Source organism: Candidatus Pedobacter colombiensis, from assembly GCA_029202485.1.
Taxonomy (GTDB): domain Bacteria; phylum Bacteroidota; class Bacteroidia; order Sphingobacteriales; family Sphingobacteriaceae; genus Pedobacter; species Pedobacter colombiensis.
The window spans coordinates 1,517,265-1,536,514 of sequence record CP119313.1 but is presented as its reverse complement, the minus strand read 5'-3'; the positions used below and the strand labels follow the sequence as shown (position 1 = coordinate 1,536,514).

Genomic DNA, 19,250 nt, shown 5'->3' with positions numbered 1-19,250 from the left:
CTATTGTATTTTTTTTGCAAATATCGTGTTTAAATACCAAAAAGTAGATTTAAAGTGATAATTTCAGCAAAAAAAGAAATAACAGATGTCCGTTTCCATAGAAGAAAGCTGGTTAAAAGTTTTAAGCGATGAGTTTGAAAAACCTTATATGAAATCCCTAAAAACCTTTTTGCTTGAAGAAAAACAAAAAGGTCATATCATTTATCCTAAAGGTGAAGATATATTCAGTGCATTAAACCATACTCCTTTTGATAAAGTAAAAGTGGTTATTCTTGGACAAGACCCATATCATGGTACCGGACAGGCCCATGGTTTATCCTTTTCTGTTCAAAAAGGCATTGCCGTACCCCCATCTTTAAAAAACATATATAAAGAATTAGCTACAGATATACCCGGCTTTTCTGTTCCCAATCATGGCAACCTAACCCAATGGGCAGATGAAGGTGTTTTATTGCTAAATGCAACACTAACAGTAAGAGCCCATGAAGCCGGTTCGCACCAAAGAATGGGTTGGGAAACCTTTACAGATAAAATTATTAGTGAACTGTCTGAAAAAAGAACGGGGCTGATCTTTTTATTATGGGGAAGATATGCACAAAATAAATCGGTGTTAATTGACAAAAGTAAACATACCATCATTGCTGCAGCACACCCCTCACCCTTTTCAGCCTATAATGGCTTTCTGGGGAGTGGGCCTTTTTCAAAAACCAATGCTAAACTAATTGAGCAAGGACAAAGCCCAATTAACTGGCAAATCTCCTAAAAAATGAAAGAGCCCAGATCATCAATGATGTGACATGGGCCCTTTCATTTTTAATTCTTAAATCTAGTACTCCAAAGGAACGATAGGTTCTTTCTTGGTAGTAGACATTATCATCATCGTCTGAAACGTCTTCACTACAGATATTTTACTGATCTTATCCATAATCAAACGCTCATAAGCTTTAATATCATTCACGTACACCTTAAGTAAAAAATCAGCCTGGCCTGTCACATGGTGGCATTCCGTAATTTCTTTAATCTGATTTACCTCATCCAGAAAAATCTGAATCGTATTGTTCTTATGAAAATCCAGTTGAACCTGGATAAAGGTTTTTATTCCTAAGCCTAGCTTTTCTTCATCAACCAAGGCATGATAACTTTTAATAAACCCCGAAACCTCTAGTTTCCTTACTCTCTCCAATGTTGGGGCTGGTGAAAGTCCAATCTCCTGAGATAAAAGCAAGTTGGTCATCCTACCATTTTCCTGTAACAATTTAAGAATCTTAAAATCCGTTTTATCTAGTTCTGTCGCCATTATTTTAAAGTATGTCCAAAGATAGAATAAGAATACATTACGCACCAAATTTTATTCTAAAAAAAAACCGATAATTTATCGTTTATTTCTCTTCTATTTTTTTAGATTTGTCTAAACATATAGTTAGTCAAACAAAAATGCAATCATTCACTGAAGAGAACTACCTGAAAATCATATACCATTTGTCGCAAAACAATGATGAAGCTGTACAAACAAATGCAATAGCAGAAAAAATGCAGACCAAAGCCGCCTCTGTTACAGATATGATAAAAAAACTGGCTGATAAGCAATTGATCGACTATAAAAAATACCAGGGAGTTAAACTAACACCAAGTGGCAAATCAGCTGCTATTAATATTGTACGTAAACATCGCCTGTGGGAAGTTTTTCTGGTAGAAAAGTTAAACTTTAAATGGGACGAAGTTCACGATATCGCCGAAGATCTGGAGCACATTAAATCTGTTGAGCTAATCGAACGGCTGGACGAGTTTCTGGCTTTCCCTAAAAGCGACCCTCATGGCGACCCTATTCCCGATAAAAACGGACAATTTGATACCATTCCATTTACCAAGCTCAACAAACTTAAACCAGGCGAACAAGGCTTAATTATGGGTGTTAGCGAACACTCATCCATATTCTTAAAGCACCTTGAAAAACTAGGATTAACCCTCGGAAAAAAACTTAAAATAAAAGAAATCACTGATTTTGATGGCTCGGTTGAATTGATGTTAGAAGAGAAAAAAATCAGTGTAAGCCGGGAAGTTGCCAAACATATCCTTATTAAATTGTAATATGAAAACCTCACATATAGATACCCAATCCTTAAGCGAAGTACATCAAAGTATAGATACCGACAAGCGCACTGGCTGGCGGCGCATCCTTTCCTTTATAGGCCCAGCATATTTAATAAGTGTGGGTTATATGGACCCTGGCAACTGGGCAACTGATCTTGCAGGCGGTAGTAAATTCGGTTATCAGTTAATATGGATACTACTCATGTCAAACCTTATCGCCTTACTATTGCAGTCACTCAGTGCCCGTTTAGGTATTGTAAGAGGGCTCGATCTTGCACAGGCATCCAGAAATGCTTATCCAAAATGGGCAAATATTCCTTTATTTGGATTGGCGCAAATCGCAATCGTAGCCTGCGACCTGGCAGAAATTATAGGAATGGCTATAGGATTAAACCTATTGTTTGGACTACCATTAATATGGGGTATCAGCATAACCATTTTCGATACCGTTCTCCTTCTTTTTTTACTCAACAAAGGCATGCGTAAAATGGAAGCATTTATTGTTTCCATGGTATTTATAGTAGGGCTATCATTTCTGGCCGAAATGTTTATTGTAGAACCCTCACTTAAAGAAATAGCAAAAGGATTTCAGCCCTCCATGTTATCAGGAGAAGCTTTATACATCGCCATTGGTATAATTGGAGCTACTGTAATGCCACACAACCTATACCTCCACTCGTCATTGGTGCAAACCCGCAAATTTGAACGCGATGACAAAGGCATTAAAGAAGCTATAAAATTCAATTTCATTGATACTGCAGTAGCCTTAAACCTTGCTTTTTTTGTCAATGCCGCGATACTTATCCTTGCTGCTGCTGCATTTTACAAAAATGGCCTACACGAAGTTGCCGAGATACAGGACGCGCACAAACTCCTTAGAAACATATTCGGCAATGTAGCTCCTGCCCTTTTCGCCATTGCGCTGATTGCTGCCGGGCAAAGCTCTACCATTACCGGAACTTTAGCCGGACAAATTGTAATGGAAGGCCACCTTAAACTACGTATACGACCTTGGTTACGCCGATTAATAACTCGCTTACTAGCCATTATACCCGCATTTTGCACCATCCTGTGGTACGGCGACGATGCATTAAGCGGGCTGCTTATTTTAAGTCAGGTTGTTTTAAGTTTACAACTGGGCTTTGCTGTAATTCCCTTAATTCACTTTACATCCGATAAAAAATTAATGAAAGGCTTCGCCATAAAAACCTGGCTAAAAATTCTAGCCTGGGTAAGCGCTATTGTCATAGTATCCCTAAATGTTAAACTGGTTATTGAAGAAGTCAAAACCTGGGGAGCAGAAGGAGGCTGGTATATTTATGTCTTAGTGGTTCCTGCAGCTATATTGATAGGACTATTCTTATTGTATATCTTTATATATCCATTGGTCGCTCATTTAAGAAGAGAGAACAACATCGTACCACATGGAGAAGCACTTGACATTGAACATGTCGAAAAGATCGATTACACCCGCATAGGCATTACGGTAGATTTCTCTAAAAACGATCGCAATACCATACGTCACGCGCTTATTCAAGGTGGCAAACACGCTCATTATTACCTGATACATGTAGTGGAAACTGCAGCTGCACGATATTACGGAGATTCAGTATTAGATTACGAAACAAAGAGTGATACAGAAAACCTTCAAAAATACTGCGATAATCTGGCCGAATTAGGTTATGAATCCACCCCACATATAGGTTATGGTGGTACGGTAAAAGCAATTGTGACCATCAGCAACGAGAATAATCTTCAGTTATTGGTAATGGGTGCTCACGGACATAAGGGGCTAAAAGACCTCATACTAGGAACTACAGTCAATTCTGTTCGCCATAAAGTATCCATTCCTGTGCTTATTGTGAGATAAAATTGAGATATTAGCGGATTGTTATGAAAAACGACGTCCAAATAAAAAATAAAAGAGCCTTTTTCGACTACCACATTATTGATAAATATAATGCCGGATTAGCCCTTTTAGGTACCGAAATAAAGGCGATAAGACAAGGTAAGGCCAATATGACAGATGCTTTCTGTATGTTTATTGGCAATGTACTTTATGTAAGGAATCTGCATATCTCCGAATACAGCCACAGCTCTTTTCATCACCATGAGATTAAACGTGACCGTGTTTTGCTGCTTCATAAAAAAGAACTTAAAAAGCTTAAAGCAAAAAGCGAAGAAAAGGGCTATACCATAGTACCCTTACGCATTTTTACCAACGAAAGAGGTTTTGCTAAAATAGAGATAGCTCTTGCACAAGGTAAAAAAGAATTCGATAAAAGAGATAGTATCAAAGACAGGGAATCTAAAAGAGAAATGGACCGGGCAATGAAAATCTAACGGTCCTTAATCCTGACTCCCCGCTACCAGGCCTGGTCGCCCACAAGAGGTACAAATCTAAAGGTATCCAGTTCAATCCTATCATAATCTGTTTCATTAATTCGGATTACCGTTACCATTTTTTGTGAATTCTCATCCCCTACCGGGATTACCAATATTCCACCTATTTTAAGCTGTTTCAGCAATGCTTCAGGCACAAAGGGAGCTCCCGCAGTTACAATAATTTTATCATAAGGGGCATGTTCAGCAATCCCTTTTGATCCATCACCAAAAAAGAAATGTGCATTATAGCCCATTCCTGGCAAAACCCGAATGGTATGTCTATATATACTTTCCTGACGTTCTATTGTATAAACATTTGCGCCCAGCTCCATCAGTATGCAAGTCTGATAACCGGAACCTGTTCCGATTTCTAAAACCTTATCACCTTTTTTAACATGAAGTAGTTCGCTTTGATAAGCCACAGTATATGGCTGTGAAATAGTTTGTCCATCACCTATAGGGAACGCAATATCCTTATAAGCCTGATTCCAGAAGGTTTCATCAAAAAAGAAATGTCTTGGTACTTTTCCTATTGCCTTAAGTACTTTCTTATCCGCTATCCCTCTCGCTTCAAGGTGAACTACCAAACGTTTTCTTGCCCCCTGCTCTCTGTAATTATCAACAAACTTGTATGCCATTTCACCTCAAATTTAACGATTTGAAAACTAATAACTCAATCTTTTCGGGTCTAAATAAGCCGATGAAGTCTAATTCACACAGGATCAATCCTAATAAAATCTAGTAAGGATCTACATCAACCTGTATGTTTACACTACGATAGTCTTTTTCAGTTTGAAACTGAAGGATCGTATCTTTTAAGATGGATTTAACTTTCTGGATGGAGGTATCTTTATCACTTTTGATGATCACCTGTTTAATGTAATAATTCCTTACTCGCGCTACAATAGGCTGCTCCGGCCCCAATACACGCTTACCCAACTGAACCCTAAGCGTCGAAGCAAAGCGCTGAGCAGCTACATTTAAAAGATCCTGATCTTTATGTTTAATATTGATAAATATCAATCTGGTAAAGGGAGGATAATGGAACAACTTGCGTTCAGTAAGCTCATCATTATACATTTCAAGATACTTATTTTCTATGACCTGATTAATAATGCGATGAGCATCATCATAAGCCTGAATAATTACCTTACCTTGCTTATCTCTTCTTCCTGCACGACCTGCAACCTGAGCAAGCAACTGATAACTCCGCTCAAATGCCCTAAAATCAGGATAATTGAATAGTGTATCTGCATTAATTACGCCAATCAGCGTAACATTATCAAAATCTAAACCTTTGGCTACCATTTGCGTACCGATCAAAATATCAGTCTTCTTTTCCTGAAAATCAGAAATGATCTGCTGTAGCCCATTCTTGGTGCGTGTACTGTCCACATCCAATCGTGCAATTTTAGCTTCCGGAAAAATCAGGCTAAGCTCCTCTTCCACTCTTTCCGTTCCAAAACCCTTTTGCTCGATGTGCACTGAGCCGCATGCCGGACATATATTTATACTATTTTGGTGATACCCGCAATAATGGCAATGTAACTTACCACTTGTTTTATGGTATGTTAAACTTACATCACAATTCACACATTTAGGCGCATACCCACAGGTAGCACAAATTAGAATGGTGGCGTAACCGCGGCGATTCTGGAACAGAATTACCTGCTCCTTTTGCTCCATAGTATACGCGATTTCATCAATCAGCTTCGTCGAAAAATAAGAAACCATCTTTTTCTTCTTCGTTTCTTCCGAGATGCTCACCACATCATGTAATGGTAACTCTACCCCACCAAAACGCTCATTTACAGATACCAGTCCATACTTATGATTAACTGCATTGTAATAACTTTCCAACGAGGGCGTTGCTGAGCCTAGAATAGCCTTTGCCTGATGCAAATGTGCCAGGTAAACAGCAACATCCCTGGCCTGATACCTGGGCGAAGGTTCCTGCTGTTTATAAGACGACTCATGTTCTTCGTCTACCACAATCAGTTTTAGCTCTTTAAAAGGCAGAAACACAGCAGATCTGGCTCCCAAAACGACTCTGTATTTACCATTCAATACCTTATTCCAAATCTCAACCCTTTCATTGTTGTTAAATTTAGAGTGGTATACGCCAATTGCATCACCAAAATAACGTTGAATTCGTTGTACAATCTGAGTAGTTAAAGCAATTTCCGGCAACAAAAATAAAACCTGTCCCCCATCCTCAATTGCCTTTTCGATTAACTTGATATAAATCTGAGTTTTACCGGAAGCCGTTATCCCGTGCAGCAGCACCACGTCCTTTTCCTCAAATTCTGTTTCGACTTGTCTTAAAGCTTTCCCCTGAGCTTCGCTCAGTTCAAAATTCAGCACAAAATCATCATCATTTTCTTTTAGTCTGCTTACAGGTAGCTTCTCAACTTTAAATATTCCTTTATCTAGCAACGTTTTAAAGGCCGCCTGCCCGCAACCACTCTCTTCCAGCAGTTCATGCTTAGGAATTAAATTTTGCCGCCTGTAAAGCTTAATATAAGTAAGCAATGCATTTAACTGCTTAGGCGCCCTTTCTAATATCTCAAACAACTGCTTCAGATTTTCCTCCTCCTGATAAAAAGGATTAAGAGAAACAAATGATTTTAATAATGGCTTATATTTTTCTACAACCTCCTCGGCAATATAAATCAGATCTTTTTCAAGCAGCGAATTGATAATCGGATAAACCGTTTTTTGTCCCAGTAAAGCAGAGACATCATCAATTGTTAAACGCTTATGGTTATTTAATGCATTGATCAGAATGCTTTCCTTATCCGTCAAAACCTCTTCAACAGGCTCATCATCCTTTCTCACGATAATGGTCTCACTGGCCAGCTTTAAGCCTGTAGGCAATGCGGCCGACATCACATCGCCCTCATTACATAAGTAATAGCTGGTCATCCAATCCCATAACTGCAATTGATTTGCAGTAATTATCGGATGCTCATCTACGACATCAATAATGTACTTTGCCTGATAATGCTCAGGGGCAGTTTGACTAATGCTTTTAACAAGCGCCGTATAAATTTTATTCTTACCAAACTGAACCACTACCCGCTTTCCAACGGCTATGTGCTCGTTCAAATCGAACGGAACACGGTATATGTAATTTTTAGATAAGGATAAGGGTAAAACAACCTCTACGAAGAGTGTCTCCCGTTCTTTAAATTCCAGCAGTCCATCATCCATTGTTACTTACCTTTTAATGCACTAACAAATAATGATGCCCATCCAAGAATAAAACATAAACCACCTATTGGGGTAATTGGACCTATATAATTTACAAAACCTATGTTTAAAATATCTCTTGTAGCCAGCAAATACAGCGAGCCTGAAAAAAGTACGATGCCGAGTGTAAAGAAAATGTACGACCATTTTACCAGCTTCTCGTTCCCAACAGCAAGCTGCGAGAGAAAAAGCAAAGCCAACGTATGATAAAACTGATACTCAACACCTTTGGCCCATATCTCTAAACTACCCGAACTTAAAACATTCTTTAAACTATGTGCACCAAAGGCACCAAACATTACGGCTATGGCACCAAATAAAGATGCGGTTAAAATAATTCGTCTGCTCATGATAGATCGGCTTTTATACCACAAAATTAACAAACTTGCCAGCATTTCCCCAGTAATCACGCTGATTAAATTAAATAGTCAAACTATTCAGTTAAATTTGTAAGTAACAAATGAAAAAGATTATAATTAGTATCATCCTATTGCTTATTGCCATTGTTACGATGGCCTATTTATATTTTTCTAAGCTCAATGCTAATCATAGCACTTCTGATATAGGCTTGTTTGCTGCCACTTCCAGCTCAGGATTTATATTTTCTTTTGAAAATGAAAAAGGCATAACCGATATCTTAAAAGAGCAGCAACTATTTAATGAAATTCTGGGTGACGAAAGATACAAGGAACTAACTTCCTTAAAAAAATATGTACTCGCCTTACCAAAGGTGAGTCAGTCTATAGAAAACCAAAATGTATACTTCAGTTTTGTTCCCGGAAACAATCTGGAAATGGACATTTTATGTATTACCCAACTCAACAACCCAAGTCATACCCCACAATTACTCCATGCCATAAAAGCGAGCGGAACTCAACTTGAACCTCTGAACAACCTAAATAAAGTAACGCTGGCAGATAGCACCATATTTTATTTGGGTATAAAAGGGAACCTGGTTGTCCTATCTAATTCTCCACAGCAGGTAACCACTGTTTTAGCTAAAAACTTAAAAGACAAGGACGACAAATTTGCCGAATACATTCAGGCCAGCAACCGATTTAATAAAAACAGCCTGGCCCAGTTATACATTAATTTCAATACATTACCGACGCTGCTAAAAAACATCATTCCTGGCAAACTAAATGGAGAGCTGTCCAGCTTACAAAATCAAAACTCGTTTGCAGTCCTAACTTACAACTACAGTAAGGACAAAATCCTACTTACAGGTACTACAATAGCCAACAATCCAAATAACTATTACAACCTCTTTTCCGACCTTAATGCCCAAAAGATCAATATCCAGAATATCCTTCCTATCAATACTTCATCTTATACGATCTTTGCTGTCGATCATTACCTTCCATGGAGAAAAAAGCTAAACCATTGGTTTTTAAGCAGACATGAGGACAAAAGAGTAACTAAACTTATCACAGACATCAATACCAGGTATCACCTTAATCTGGACGATATATTTCCTAAATACTTTCAAGACCAGCTGATCACTTTTCAACTCAGTACGGCAGAAAAAATTGGTGCTATAAATTTAACCAACGGAGATAAACTGATGCAGCTATTAATAGACCTCAGCGAGGATTACAATGACGAAATTAAACTATTAAAGGAAGATGATATGCTCTATGCTTATTTCGGACTGCCATTTGAAGGTTTTAAAAAACCTTTCTATATTATCCTTGATAACTATATGATATTTGCAAACAATGCAAGTACCTTGACTTCATTCTTAAACAACTACAACAATAACCACCTTTTAATCAACACCACAAATTACATCGGTGCCAACAATCAGCTTCCGGGCAATTCAAGCATTAGTGTTTATATAGACCATGCCAACTCTACCAGCATCTTCAGCAAAAACATCTACCCATCTTATGATAAAGATTTACAGTCCGACAAGGGATTAAAAAAATACGATTCTTTCACTTATCAGTTGAGTGGTGATAATGGTAAATTCCAAACCAACATCTTAATCAACAAAACACCTGATGTTTTACGAAAAGATTCTTTAGCTTTATAGTATCCAATTATCCCCATGTTAAAAAAGTACTTTGTTCTAGGCGTTATCCTCAGCTGTAATGCCCCTCTTTTAAAGGCTCAGCAATACGGACTATTTAATACAAAAACACTGTTTGACGGTTTCGAAAACCCTGCTCAAAAAACATTTGTTCTGGATTCGTCCAGGAAATTTTCGTCTAATTTCTTTCTTCCTTATTTTGGACTCAATGCTGCCATTAAAGGAAATTCAGATTTTATCCGTAAAATCCTCAATGAAGGAAAGTACAATGCAGCAGATCTTAAGCTCAGAACTGGTGATGTCAATACCATTCATCAAAACACGAATATCTACTTACTAACTTTAAAAATTTTTAAATCCTATAAGTATCAGAAAGAGCTAGGCTTCTCCTGGCAAATACGGAGCGATGCCCATATAGATTATACTAATGAAACCCTCGCTATCCTCGACACCTACAAAAGGTTTGATACCAATCCCTATGATGGTGTTTTTAACAACGATGGATACGAACAATCCTACCACCAGTTTAGTGTTACTTACAGAGAAAACTACAACAAAAGACTTGCCTTTGGTGCTAAATTCAGTCTTCTAAGTGGGATTGCTTATAACCGTCTAGACGTAACCGACTCCTATTTCCTTATGGACCCGGCAAATAATTTAATTAATATCAGGGCAAAAGGCAGTTACAAAGCCAGCTTCTTAAAAACAGATGACCTATCAAATTCGACCCTGGCACCTACTTTCAAAAACCCGGGGATGTCTGTTAGCTTTGGTACCAGCTATAACGCCAAAAGTGGAGTCTTTATCATGGCGAACCTAAAGGATCTGGGCTTTATAGCCTGGAGAAAAACAGGTTATGTAAACAAGATCAATGCACAGGTTAACATAGAGAATCTGGCAGAAAAAACTCCTTCGCAAGTTGAAAATGAAATCACTGATATCACTACAGACGAATCTGTAAACAAAAGCTTTTTAACGGCTACCAATGCAAAAGTAGATTTCATGGTTTCGAAAGCCTATGAAATAAGCTACCCGCTTACTTACACACCTGGCCTTATTGTATCTAAAAACCTCTTCTACAAAGGCGGTGACGCAGCATTTGTAAATAAAATCAAATATGAAGAATTATCCTTAAGTGTTATCCCTACTTACAATTTCAATAACCTGTTTTTAGTAGGAGTACAAGGTATGTACCAAACACCCAACTTTGAAGTCTTTCTAGGCTCAGATAATCTCTTCAAAACTGTTACACAAATTAATGGAACAATAAAACGCGACCCTACTATTGGAAGTGGCTACAATGCAGCCTCATTCTATATGGGATTAGGAATAAAGTTTGGGAACGTTGTAAATCACCCTCAAAATAGCAGTACTATGCCGGGCATAGATGATGAGGAAAGCAGCTTTTTCAAACGCCTCTTCAGCGTTTTTTCTAAAAAGAGATGATTAAACTTTCTTTTTTGGTGTAGTAAGCACAAAGTCTTTCAGGTAGAAAGGTTCAAAATACGCTACATCCTCAAACTGAGCAGCTGTAAAGGCTTTATAAGCCAACTGGCTCATATAAGCTGCCGAATTAAAATTTAATTCAGAAAAAGCAGCATTCTCATGTTGTAATACCGCAGCACATTTCATTGCACCATCACCAATAAAGGTAACTTTGCCAAGGGCCAGCTCAGCAGCAAAACTATTTTCATCAATAATTTTTGCTTCAGTAGGTAATACATAATTTAAATCAGCATCAAACACCGCTGTAAAAACTTCCATCCTACGGGCATCTATCATTGCGCAAATCAATCCTTCAGCACCCGCCTGCTCCACTAAAAATCCAGCCGCCATCATCTGCAAGGTATCTACAGCAATAAGCGGTTTATCCAACGCAAAGCATAAACCTTTAGCTGTCGACACCCCAATACGCAAACCTGTATAAGAACCAGGACCTTTACTTACCGACACGGCATCCAGATCAGTAAACTGTAATCCAGCTGTATCCATCACCTCCTTAATAAACAAAGTCAAACTGCCTGCATGGATGTTACTCGCCATTTCCTCTTTTAAGGCAATGGTTTTCCCATTTACAGAAACTGCAGCAGAACAAACTTGGGTAGCGGTTTCAATTTGAAGTATTGTGGCCATAATATTGGGATTAAAGATAAAGAGCGTAAAGTTAATTAAGGAACAGGATCATGACCGTGACTGCCCCAGGGGTGACATCGGCCTATACGTTTCAAAGTTAGCCAGCCTCCTTTAAAAGGACCATGCTTTTTTATGGCTTCTATTCCGTATTGCGAACAAGTAGGTGTAAACCTGCAATTTGCACCCAGCAAGGGAGAGATAAACCACTGATAAAGCTTAATGAGTACTAAAAAGAACCAACCAATAACCTGTTTAATTACGCTCATCTGTTCCTGTGGCTTTTTTAGCTTCCAAATTGGCGATAAGTCGCTTTAAAGCAGCTGCCAGTTTCTTCTCAAAAAAAGAAAAATCGTAAATCTTTTTACCAACAAACTGTAGGGAAAGCAGTAATAACTCTTCAGATTCGGGCAAAAAAGCATAAAGCTCCTGCTCCTTTTGTAAACGATAGGCTTCGCGGCTGCGACGCTTAATCAGATTTCTGTCTACCGCCCTTTTGTACCTTTTTTTAGCTACATTAATCACTATCTGCGCCGGGAAATCATGTTCAACCGGAACAAACAAGTAAGATACGCGGTACGGATATAACAAAAAAGAAGAACCGTTCTTAAATAACAGGTCTAATAATTTCCTGCTACATAACCGTTCTTCCTTATTAAATGTGTTCATCTTTTTGATCGCAAATTTGCAGACATTCTGATCTGCTAACACTAATTGTGCTGCAATCAAAAATTATGCTTTGTGGCGGCCTTCGCTTGAAACCGTTAATCTTTTTCTTCCTTTTGCGCGGCGTGAAGCTAATACTCTTCTACCGTTTGCTGTAGCCATTCTTTCGCGGAAGCCGTGTTTGTTTCTTCTCTTTCTTTGCGAAGGTTGGAATGTTCTTTTCATAACTGTATTATATCTTGACTATTTATTTTTAAATAAGAGGTGCAAATATAGCGCGATTTTTATTTAATTGCAAATACATTTCACCTATAGTTTTTATTTTCCTTGTAATTCTGCTACAATCCCAATGCTGCTTTTAGTTTTGTGTAGCCTGTTTTGCTGACTGGCAGCCATATATCTGATTTTAAAAGCACCACATAACTATCCTTTTCTTTGAGTTCTATCCGTGTAACCTGTGCCAAATTTATGATATATGAGCGATGGATCCGAATAAACTGACTCCCCTCAAGTACTTTTTCAAAAAAGCTCATCGTTTTATTCTTTTGAAAAATCCCCTCTGCCGTACTCAGTTTTACATAATCATCATCGGCTTCCAGATAATGAATATCTGTTACAGCAATAATTTTAATTACCCCATTCTTTTTAACTACAACCCTATTGCTTTGAGCCGGACTTAATCCTGCTACATCCAGCAGCTCCTTAGCAACAGCATCTACGTTACTTAATCTGGCCGGTAGTTTTTGCATCGCCAAATCAAACCGGGCCTGTTCTATCGGCTTCAGCAAATAATCAACAGCATTTACTTCAAATGCTTTAATGGCATACTCATCAAACGCTGTAGTGAATATAACTGCCGGATGTTTATCTACCAGTTCCAACATTTCAAAGCCACTGATTTTAGGCATCTGTATATCCAGAAAAATAAGATCAGGCTGATGCTCTGCAATGGCTTTTATCCCCTCAAAACCATCACTACATTCGGCCACCACCTCAACATCAGGAAAGTCACTCAGGTAGTGTTTTACCACATCCCTGGCCAGAGGCTCATCATCAATTAATATCGTTCTTATCATTTTGTTGAGGTATTTTAAGCGTAGTTTCAAACCTATTTCCGGTACTTATATCTGTTTGCAATAATCGTTCATCAGCAAACAGCAGATACAGCCTTCTCCGGATAGCTGTCAAACCAAATCCCGTCCCTTCTGTCGCCCTCATCTCCGGATCATAAGGGTTTTGCACCACAATCACCAAATGGTTATTTTCCATCTTTACCTGCAGTGATATCGTAATAGCGGCAGCAGTATTGTACAGTCCAAATTTAATGGCGTTCTCTACAATAGGTTGCAAAAGCGTTCCTGGCAAACGCAAATTTAAGGTTTCATCAGCAATTTCAAGGTTAATATTTAACCTATGACTAAAGCGTACCTTTTCTATATCCAGGTACAGTTCAATGTATTCCATTTCCTCGGCCACACTTACCCAAACTTCATCATCCCTTTTTAAAGTACCCCTTAAAAAAGCGGCCAACTTAGTGATCATGGTTCCGGCCTCTTTAGGATTTACAATCGTTAATGCATAAACAGAATTCAAACTGTTAAACAAAAAGTGTGGTTGCAATTGGTGACGTAGTTTATTTAATTCAGCTTCTTTCGAAAGGTTCTGTGCAGCAAGCAAGCGCTCCTGTGTGGCCGATTGTTCTTCCAGTCTGTACCATAAAACATTTGCCAGAGCGCACCAGGCAATAAACACAAATACAATGAGGAAACGTACGGTAAGCGTTAACTTAAGAAAGTTGATATAGGTGTTGTGATCAGAAAATAACAAAACCAACAAAAACTTGCTCATGAAAGTAATAAATAGCGCCATAATAAGCGTAAGTGCCAGCACAAAAATGATGGTTTCATTTTTAGGCTGATAGTACCCCAACAAATTGCTCATCAGCATACAAGCAAGTGCCAGCAGGCCATTTGTAATTAAACTATCGGCAACAGATATGGGCCAGCTAAAATTAAGTGTGAAATAAAAAAGAACAACAAACACCGAAACCCAGCCCAAAAATATGACTGATGCAAACTTCTTAATTCTGGTGATTGATAATGGTCTGTTTGTCAAAACAACTTAATTGAGGGGGTTGAAAATGGTAGCAATTGCTGCAAAAATGTTTTATGCTGATTTATATTATCTAAAAAGGCATTTACATCCTCAGGTTCGTGCAGTACCGAGGCCACTTCAGCCCCATCAGCAGGAGACTGAATTTCATATAAATCGGCCACACAGATAAACTTCCAGCTTACCATATCGCCATTGCAATTCCTAAAAGGACGATGGAAATCATCAGCCTGTCGCTCGGCCTTAGTAAGGGCCTCATCGCAATTTGCGGCAATAGTTAACCTTAGCTGTTCATCAAATTGAGGTGAGTGATCGCCTTCTCCGGTAATTATCTGATAAATATATCTTACTACAAACCATTTCATCATCTTGCATTTTAAAAGTTTCTAATCTCCACCCCTCCAAAAATCGTCACCCCTTGAATTTTAACTATTTTACGTGGCTCTGCACTCACCGGACCAACCGATCTTTTATCATCCAATCCACCAAAAATTGCTACAACCTCCGATTTAACTTCCCAACTGGGAGGAACAATAATCTTCACCCCGCCAAATAAAGCCACCACATCCAATTCTATTGTACCTTCAAAATCAGCCTGTGTAAGGTTCACATCACAACCTCCGAAAATCGCGATAGCATCCCCTCCTTTAAAGTTTTTTGAATGAATATGTTGATGGCTACCTCCAAATACACTCACCGAATCGAGAATATCATTTTTATCTATGTTGGAGTACGTAGCGTTTGGCTCCTGTTCAAGCGGCTCCGGGTTAAATCTTTGACCAAACTTACGTTCCCAACGCTTATCGAACCTTCTATCTCTGTAATAGGTGCTTTTTGGTTTAAAAATCAGGTATAAACCCGCAATAATCAGTGCTCCGGCAAAATAATATTTAGAAACTTCATGGCCCCAAATATCACCTGCAATAAATGATCCGCCAACCAATACCATAATCAGCCAGCCTATTCCGTTAAAATTGCGCTTAAAACCTATAAGCAAACCAATTACAATAAGTAACATTGGCCAGGTAAATATCCAATCAGGGATATACAACCCAAAATTCCTTAGCAGGAATACCAATCCTATCACCAAAATAATCAGACCACTGCATATCCTGCTCGAACTACTACTTTTGTTCCACTTATCCATCTTGTTCTTTTATTAAAATTTAGACCTACAATATCTTTATTTGTTTCAAATTTAGGCACATTTAAAAGACTACAAACGGCTATACCATATACCCCATCAAATCATCGGTAAACTGCAGTTTTTTGTCGGTAAACAAAATACCGTTAACGCAAAAGGTGCTTAGCCGAAAAATAATTTTTCCGAATAAGCACCTTATATATGTGCCAATAACTTAGCTAAAAGCTATTTCTTTTTCAATAAATCTCTGATCTCTGTAAGCAGCACTTCACCAGGTGTAGGTGCAACAGTCGGAGCAGCATCTTCTTTACGTTTTAATTTATTGATACCTTTTACCAATAAGAAAACAGCCATTGCCAATAAAAGGAAATTAATGGCTACACTGATAAAGTTACCATAAGCAAAGACTACCGTCTCCGGTACTTTTCTAGCTTCCTCTAAAGGTAGATTAGCTGCAACCGTACCTTTCAGTACCACATATAGGTTACTAAAGTCGACCGAACCGATAACCGCAGATATCACTGGCATGATTAAATCTTTCACAGCGCTGTCAATAATTTTGCCGAATGCCCCACCAATGATCACACCGACAGCAAGGTCCATTACACTACCTTTAACAGCAAATTCTTTAAATTCTTTTACAAATCCCATAGGTATACGTTTATTTATATAATAAAATTAACAACTTTCCTGGAAAATCAAAGGATTTATAAGGCAGGAATTTACTTTTATTTTAAATTATTTTGTATCGCCCTTTAATGCCAACTGGTTATATTAGACAATTAATGAGCGTACGAAATCAAAAGTAAGGGGATCGGCAAATAATTAAAAAAACCACACTGTTTATCAGCATCGTCTCTGATTTATATATTCGTAATTACTTTTATCCGTACGAAATGTGTATTTTTGAAACGGGTACATAAATACCTGTTCGTCATTCTATGCTAAAACAACATCTACAACAAAAATTACTTCAAAAGCTTTCGCCGCAGCAAATTCAGTTTATAAAACTGCTGCAAGTACCTACAGTTGCCTTAGATACCCGCATAAAAGAAGAACTGGAAGAAAACCCGGCACTTGAAGATCCAAGCTTAATGATAGCTGAAGAACCTAAAGGTGAGTACGACGACCTGAATGACAGTCCGGAAGAATATGATGGAGCCGCAAAGGAAGAAGGTGCAGATGAATTTAATGTTGATGATTATTTACAGGATGATGATGTAAACGATTACAGCACCTCTTACAATAACAACGACGATGATGAGGAAAAAAAGGAAACACCAATAGCTATTGAAAGTACCTTTTTTGAAAGCTTACAGGAACAGTTGGATCTTGTTCCCCTCTCCGATCAGGATTTTATTATTGGAAAGCAAATCATAGGCAGTCTGGATGATGATGGCTACCTGAGAAGGCCAATTACTTCCATGATTGACGACCTTGCATTTTCTCAAAATGTTATGGTTGAAGAGGAAGATGTTCTTGACATGCTCAGGGTTATACAAAATTTTGATCCCCCAGGCATTGCTGCAAGGGACTTACAGGAATGTCTTACTCTACAGTTAAAACGTAAGGACCTTAATAATCCAATCATTACAAAAGCCATCCTGATCGTTGAAAACTACCTGGATGAATTTACCAGAAAACACTACGATAAACTAGAAAAAGCGCTTAACCTGAGCAGCGAGGATCTAAAAGAGATTATTGCAGAAATATTAAGGCTAAACCCTAAACCGGGCGACTCTAATCAGGTAACAACAAAACAGTTACAGATTATCCCGGATTTCCATGTATCTAACAATGATGGGGTACTGATCCTTACTTTAAACTCAAAAAATGCACCGGAATTAAGGGTAAGCAGGTCGTATATCGATATGTTTGACCATTATGATAAAGCAGCCCAAAAAGATAAAAAGCTAAAAGAAGCCGTACAGTTTGTAAAGCAAAAGTTAGACTCCGCAAAATGGTTTATTGATGCCATTAAGCAAAGGCAACAAACCCTGTTAAAGACCATGAATGCCATTATGCAGTATCAATATGAGTATTTACTGACAGGTGATGAGCGCAAGATGCGTCCAATGATCCTAAAGGATATTGCAGATAAAATTGACATGGATATTTCCACCGTTTCGCGTGTGGCTAATTCTAAATATGTCCAAACAGAATTTGGAACTTTCCTGTTAAAATCTTTCTTCTCAGAAGCTATACAGACTGAGAGTGGCGAAGAGGTTTCCAATAAAGAGGTAAAGAAAATTTTGGAAGATTGTATAGGTAACGAAGATAAACGCAAACCTTTGGCCGATGAGAAGCTTACTGAGATATTGAAAGAGAGGGGTTATAACATTGCAAGAAGAACTGTTGCTAAATACAGGGAGCAAATGAATATCCCAGTAGCAAGGTTAAGAAAAGAGCTTTAATCAGTTGATTTTACCACATTCTTCCGGAGCTAAAAACTTCGTAGACATTATTAAGCTGAACGCCCAATACAATTTCGTGACTACCATTGCTAACCTGATTCAATCCTGATGTGGTAAAATCGTAAGCATAGGTTAGGTTAAGCAACTTACTAATATTAATGCCGGCCATAGCCGAAAATGAATCATCTTTACGGTAGCTCCCCCCTAACCAAAACCTATCTCTAAATGAAATCTTTAAGTTTACATCAACAGATGCCGGTACTGGACTTACCTGTTTAACCATAACTGAAGGTGTTGCCGAAACTTCATCATCAATATATAGCCTATAACCTGCTGTAACAAAAAAATGCGGTCTCTCTCTCCCCATATTATAATTGGGATCACTGGTAAACGAAAGCTTTTGTTGCAAAATCTGTTGTACGGATGCCCCTGCAAAGAGTCTGCCACTGTATAGCCACACACCCAAACTCAAATCGGGCTTGAGCTGACTTGCGCTACCATTTGATATTGCGGGATCAATACGGCTTTGATCCTCAAAAGTTAAAGCATTGATATCCATAGCTATCCTGCTTACCCCCGCTGCAACACCTACAGAAAAGTTATATGTATTACTTAGTTTGAGGTGATAAGCATAAGTTAGATTTGCATCAAGTCTTGAAAGGGGCCCTAATTTATCGTAAACAGCGGTAACACCCATCCCATGGTGTGCAGGTGAGGAAGTGTAGTTTTGCATGTAATTCCTGCTCATTGGATCATCGCCTTTATCAGGTAGAGATAAGGCATTTTTCCACAGATAATCAGCCCCAAGGTTCCAGTTAGCAGTTATAAAAGATGTTTGAGGTGCATTTTCAATACCTGCCCATTGCTTTCTATAGCCTACTTTTATATCTGTATAATTTTCTATACCGCTGATTGCCGGATTTAAGAGATAATTATTAAAAACATATTGGGTATACTGTGGCCGTTGTTGTGCAAAACAACTAAGCCCTAATAGCAATTGCACTAAAAATATTGAGCGTTTCAT

The 19,250-nt window shown here is 38.3% G+C and carries 21 protein-coding genes; 7 read left to right on the top strand and 14 right to left on the bottom strand.

Annotated features, from left to right (window positions below):
• Nucleotides 1–85: 85 nt before the first annotated feature.
• Nucleotides 86–763: a uracil-DNA glycosylase gene (gene ung / locus P0Y49_06450; GenBank protein WEK20775.1), complete on the top strand. Its 678-nt coding sequence runs from the start codon at nt 86–88 to the stop codon at nt 761–763.
• Between the two features lie 63 nt (nt 764–826).
• Here the strand turns inward: ung and P0Y49_06445 are convergent, their stop codons facing one another.
• Complete coding sequence (locus tag P0Y49_06445; GenBank protein WEK20774.1) at nt 827–1,297, bottom strand: Lrp/AsnC family transcriptional regulator; 471 nt, start codon at nt 1,295–1,297, stop codon at nt 827–829.
• A 137-nt stretch (nt 1,298–1,434) separates the two neighbouring features.
• Here P0Y49_06445 and P0Y49_06440 point away from each other — a divergent pair, with 137 nt between their 5' ends.
• The 3 genes from P0Y49_06440 to smpB are packed head-to-tail and all read left to right on the top strand — an operon-like array spanning nt 1,435 to nt 4,434.
• Nucleotides 1,435–2,088: a metal-dependent transcriptional regulator gene (locus tag P0Y49_06440; GenBank protein ID WEK20773.1), complete on the top strand. Its 654-nt coding sequence runs from the start codon at nt 1,435–1,437 to the stop codon at nt 2,086–2,088.
• A gap of 1 nt (nt 2,089) precedes the next feature.
• Nucleotides 2,090–3,961, top strand: a complete 1,872-nt coding sequence (locus tag P0Y49_06435) for an Nramp family divalent metal transporter (GenBank protein WEK20772.1) — start codon at nt 2,090–2,092, stop codon at nt 3,959–3,961.
• A 23-nt stretch (nt 3,962–3,984) separates the two neighbouring features.
• Nucleotides 3,985–4,434 carry an SsrA-binding protein SmpB gene (smpB, locus tag P0Y49_06430; GenBank protein WEK20771.1) on the top strand — a complete coding sequence of 150 codons (450 nt, stop codon included), beginning with the start codon at nt 3,985–3,987 and terminating at the stop codon, nt 4,432–4,434.
• Between the two features lie 23 nt (nt 4,435–4,457).
• Here the strand turns inward: smpB and P0Y49_06425 are convergent, their stop codons facing one another.
• The 3 genes from P0Y49_06425 to P0Y49_06415 all read right to left on the bottom strand — a co-directional run bounded on the left by P0Y49_06425 (nt 4,458) and on the right by P0Y49_06415 (nt 8,078).
• Nucleotides 4,458–5,114, bottom strand: a complete 657-nt coding sequence (locus P0Y49_06425; GenBank protein WEK20770.1) for a protein-L-isoaspartate(D-aspartate) O-methyltransferase — start codon at nt 5,112–5,114, stop codon at nt 4,458–4,460.
• A 100-nt stretch (nt 5,115–5,214) separates the two neighbouring features.
• The gene (priA, locus tag P0Y49_06420; protein WEK20769.1) at nt 5,215–7,689 is read right to left on the bottom strand and encodes a primosomal protein N'; all 2,475 of its coding nucleotides are present in this window, start codon (nt 7,687–7,689) and stop codon (nt 5,215–5,217) included.
• Nucleotides 7,690–7,691: 2 nt separating this feature from the next.
• Nucleotides 7,692–8,078 carry a DUF423 domain-containing protein gene (locus tag P0Y49_06415; protein ID WEK20768.1) on the bottom strand — a complete coding sequence of 129 codons (387 nt, stop codon included), beginning with the start codon at nt 8,076–8,078 and terminating at the stop codon, nt 7,692–7,694.
• 110 nt (nt 8,079–8,188) lie between these two features.
• Between P0Y49_06415 and P0Y49_06410 the strand changes: the two genes are divergently transcribed.
• Together P0Y49_06410 and P0Y49_06405 are read left to right on the top strand one after the other, a co-directional pair.
• Nucleotides 8,189–9,763 (top strand): hypothetical protein, encoded by a 1,575-nt coding sequence (locus P0Y49_06410; protein WEK20767.1) that lies wholly within the window; start codon nt 8,189–8,191, stop codon nt 9,761–9,763.
• A gap of 15 nt (nt 9,764–9,778) precedes the next feature.
• Nucleotides 9,779–11,206, top strand: a complete 1,428-nt coding sequence (locus tag P0Y49_06405; GenBank protein ID WEK20766.1) for a DUF5723 family protein — start codon at nt 9,779–9,781, stop codon at nt 11,204–11,206.
• Here the strand turns inward: P0Y49_06405 and tsaB are convergent, their stop codons facing one another.
• The 9 genes from tsaB to mscL form a co-directional block, all read right to left on the bottom strand.
• Nucleotides 11,207–11,893 (bottom strand): tRNA (adenosine(37)-N6)-threonylcarbamoyltransferase complex dimerization subunit type 1 TsaB, encoded by a 687-nt coding sequence (gene tsaB / locus P0Y49_06400; GenBank protein ID WEK20765.1) that lies wholly within the window; start codon nt 11,891–11,893, stop codon nt 11,207–11,209. It lies immediately after the preceding gene.
• 35 nt (nt 11,894–11,928) lie between these two features.
• Nucleotides 11,929–12,159: a membrane protein insertion efficiency factor YidD gene (gene yidD / locus P0Y49_06395; protein ID WEK20764.1), complete on the bottom strand. Its 231-nt coding sequence runs from the start codon at nt 12,157–12,159 to the stop codon at nt 11,929–11,931.
• Nucleotides 12,146–12,559: a ribonuclease P protein component gene (locus P0Y49_06390; GenBank protein WEK20763.1), complete on the bottom strand. Its 414-nt coding sequence runs from the start codon at nt 12,557–12,559 to the stop codon at nt 12,146–12,148. Before P0Y49_06390 ends, yidD begins: the two co-directional genes overlap by 14 nt.
• 63 nt (nt 12,560–12,622) lie before the next feature.
• Nucleotides 12,623–12,781, bottom strand: coding sequence for a 50S ribosomal protein L34 (gene rpmH, locus P0Y49_06385; protein ID WEK20762.1), 159 nt, complete (start codon nt 12,779–12,781; stop codon nt 12,623–12,625).
• 113 nt (nt 12,782–12,894) lie between these two features.
• Nucleotides 12,895–13,632, bottom strand: a complete 738-nt coding sequence (locus tag P0Y49_06380) for a LytTR family transcriptional regulator DNA-binding domain-containing protein (GenBank protein WEK20761.1) — start codon at nt 13,630–13,632, stop codon at nt 12,895–12,897.
• On the bottom strand, nt 13,610–14,671 hold the full coding sequence (locus tag P0Y49_06375; GenBank protein ID WEK20760.1) for a histidine kinase: 1,062 nt from the start codon (nt 14,669–14,671) through the stop codon (nt 13,610–13,612). Before P0Y49_06375 ends, P0Y49_06380 begins: the two co-directional genes overlap by 23 nt.
• On the bottom strand, nt 14,668–15,036 hold the full coding sequence (locus P0Y49_06370) for a DUF4288 domain-containing protein (GenBank protein ID WEK20759.1): 369 nt from the start codon (nt 15,034–15,036) through the stop codon (nt 14,668–14,670). Before P0Y49_06370 ends, P0Y49_06375 begins: the two co-directional genes overlap by 4 nt.
• A gap of 8 nt (nt 15,037–15,044) precedes the next feature.
• Nucleotides 15,045–15,815, bottom strand: coding sequence for a DUF5668 domain-containing protein (locus P0Y49_06365; GenBank protein ID WEK20758.1), 771 nt, complete (start codon nt 15,813–15,815; stop codon nt 15,045–15,047).
• Between the two features lie 222 nt (nt 15,816–16,037).
• Complete coding sequence (mscL, locus tag P0Y49_06360; protein ID WEK20757.1) at nt 16,038–16,463, bottom strand: large conductance mechanosensitive channel protein MscL; 426 nt, start codon at nt 16,461–16,463, stop codon at nt 16,038–16,040.
• A 290-nt stretch (nt 16,464–16,753) separates the two neighbouring features.
• On the opposite strand from mscL, the gene rpoN reads away from it, so the two are divergent.
• On the top strand, nt 16,754–18,226 hold the full coding sequence (gene rpoN, locus P0Y49_06355; protein WEK20756.1) for an RNA polymerase factor sigma-54: 1,473 nt from the start codon (nt 16,754–16,756) through the stop codon (nt 18,224–18,226).
• A gap of 10 nt (nt 18,227–18,236) precedes the next feature.
• Here the strand turns inward: rpoN and P0Y49_06350 are convergent, their stop codons facing one another.
• Nucleotides 18,237–19,250, bottom strand: a complete 1,014-nt coding sequence (locus tag P0Y49_06350) for a type IX secretion system membrane protein PorP/SprF (protein WEK20755.1) — start codon at nt 19,248–19,250, stop codon at nt 18,237–18,239.

What these genes read in the sequence shown, in the direction of transcription:
- tsaB (WEK20765.1), bottom strand. Translation starts at nt 11,893, where the DNA reads ATGGCCACAATACTTCAAATTGAAACCGCTACCCAAGTTTGTTCTGCT.
- smpB (WEK20771.1), top strand. Translation starts at nt 3,985, where the DNA reads ATGAAAAACGACGTCCAAATAAAAAATAAAAGAGCCTTTTTCGACTAC.
- priA (WEK20769.1), bottom strand. Translation starts at nt 7,689, where the DNA reads ATGGATGATGGACTGCTGGAATTTAAAGAACGGGAGACACTCTTCGTA.
- P0Y49_06365 (WEK20758.1), bottom strand. Translation starts at nt 15,815, where the DNA reads ATGGATAAGTGGAACAAAAGTAGTAGTTCGAGCAGGATATGCAGTGGT.
- P0Y49_06440 (WEK20773.1), top strand. Translation starts at nt 1,435, where the DNA reads ATGCAATCATTCACTGAAGAGAACTACCTGAAAATCATATACCATTTG.
- P0Y49_06425 (WEK20770.1), bottom strand. Translation starts at nt 5,114, where the DNA reads ATGGCATACAAGTTTGTTGATAATTACAGAGAGCAGGGGGCAAGAAAA.
- P0Y49_06410 (WEK20767.1), top strand. Translation starts at nt 8,189, where the DNA reads ATGAAAAAGATTATAATTAGTATCATCCTATTGCTTATTGCCATTGTT.
- P0Y49_06415 (WEK20768.1), bottom strand. Translation starts at nt 8,078, where the DNA reads ATGAGCAGACGAATTATTTTAACCGCATCTTTATTTGGTGCCATAGCC.
- P0Y49_06380 (WEK20761.1), bottom strand. Translation starts at nt 13,632, where the DNA reads ATGATAAGAACGATATTAATTGATGATGAGCCTCTGGCCAGGGATGTG.
- P0Y49_06445 (WEK20774.1), bottom strand. Translation starts at nt 1,297, where the DNA reads ATGGCGACAGAACTAGATAAAACGGATTTTAAGATTCTTAAATTGTTA.
- P0Y49_06370 (WEK20759.1), bottom strand. Translation starts at nt 15,036, where the DNA reads ATGATGAAATGGTTTGTAGTAAGATATATTTATCAGATAATTACCGGA.
- ung (WEK20775.1), top strand. Translation starts at nt 86, where the DNA reads ATGTCCGTTTCCATAGAAGAAAGCTGGTTAAAAGTTTTAAGCGATGAG.
- P0Y49_06350 (WEK20755.1), bottom strand. Translation starts at nt 19,250, where the DNA reads ATGAAACGCTCAATATTTTTAGTGCAATTGCTATTAGGGCTTAGTTGT.
- rpmH (WEK20762.1), bottom strand. Translation starts at nt 12,781, where the DNA reads ATGAAAAGAACATTCCAACCTTCGCAAAGAAAGAGAAGAAACAAACAC.
- P0Y49_06405 (WEK20766.1), top strand. Translation starts at nt 9,779, where the DNA reads ATGTTAAAAAAGTACTTTGTTCTAGGCGTTATCCTCAGCTGTAATGCC.
- P0Y49_06390 (WEK20763.1), bottom strand. Translation starts at nt 12,559, where the DNA reads ATGAACACATTTAATAAGGAAGAACGGTTATGTAGCAGGAAATTATTA.
- yidD (WEK20764.1), bottom strand. Translation starts at nt 12,159, where the DNA reads ATGAGCGTAATTAAACAGGTTATTGGTTGGTTCTTTTTAGTACTCATT.
- mscL (WEK20757.1), bottom strand. Translation starts at nt 16,463, where the DNA reads ATGGGATTTGTAAAAGAATTTAAAGAATTTGCTGTTAAAGGTAGTGTA.
- P0Y49_06435 (WEK20772.1), top strand. Translation starts at nt 2,090, where the DNA reads ATGAAAACCTCACATATAGATACCCAATCCTTAAGCGAAGTACATCAA.
- rpoN (WEK20756.1), top strand. Translation starts at nt 16,754, where the DNA reads ATGCTAAAACAACATCTACAACAAAAATTACTTCAAAAGCTTTCGCCG.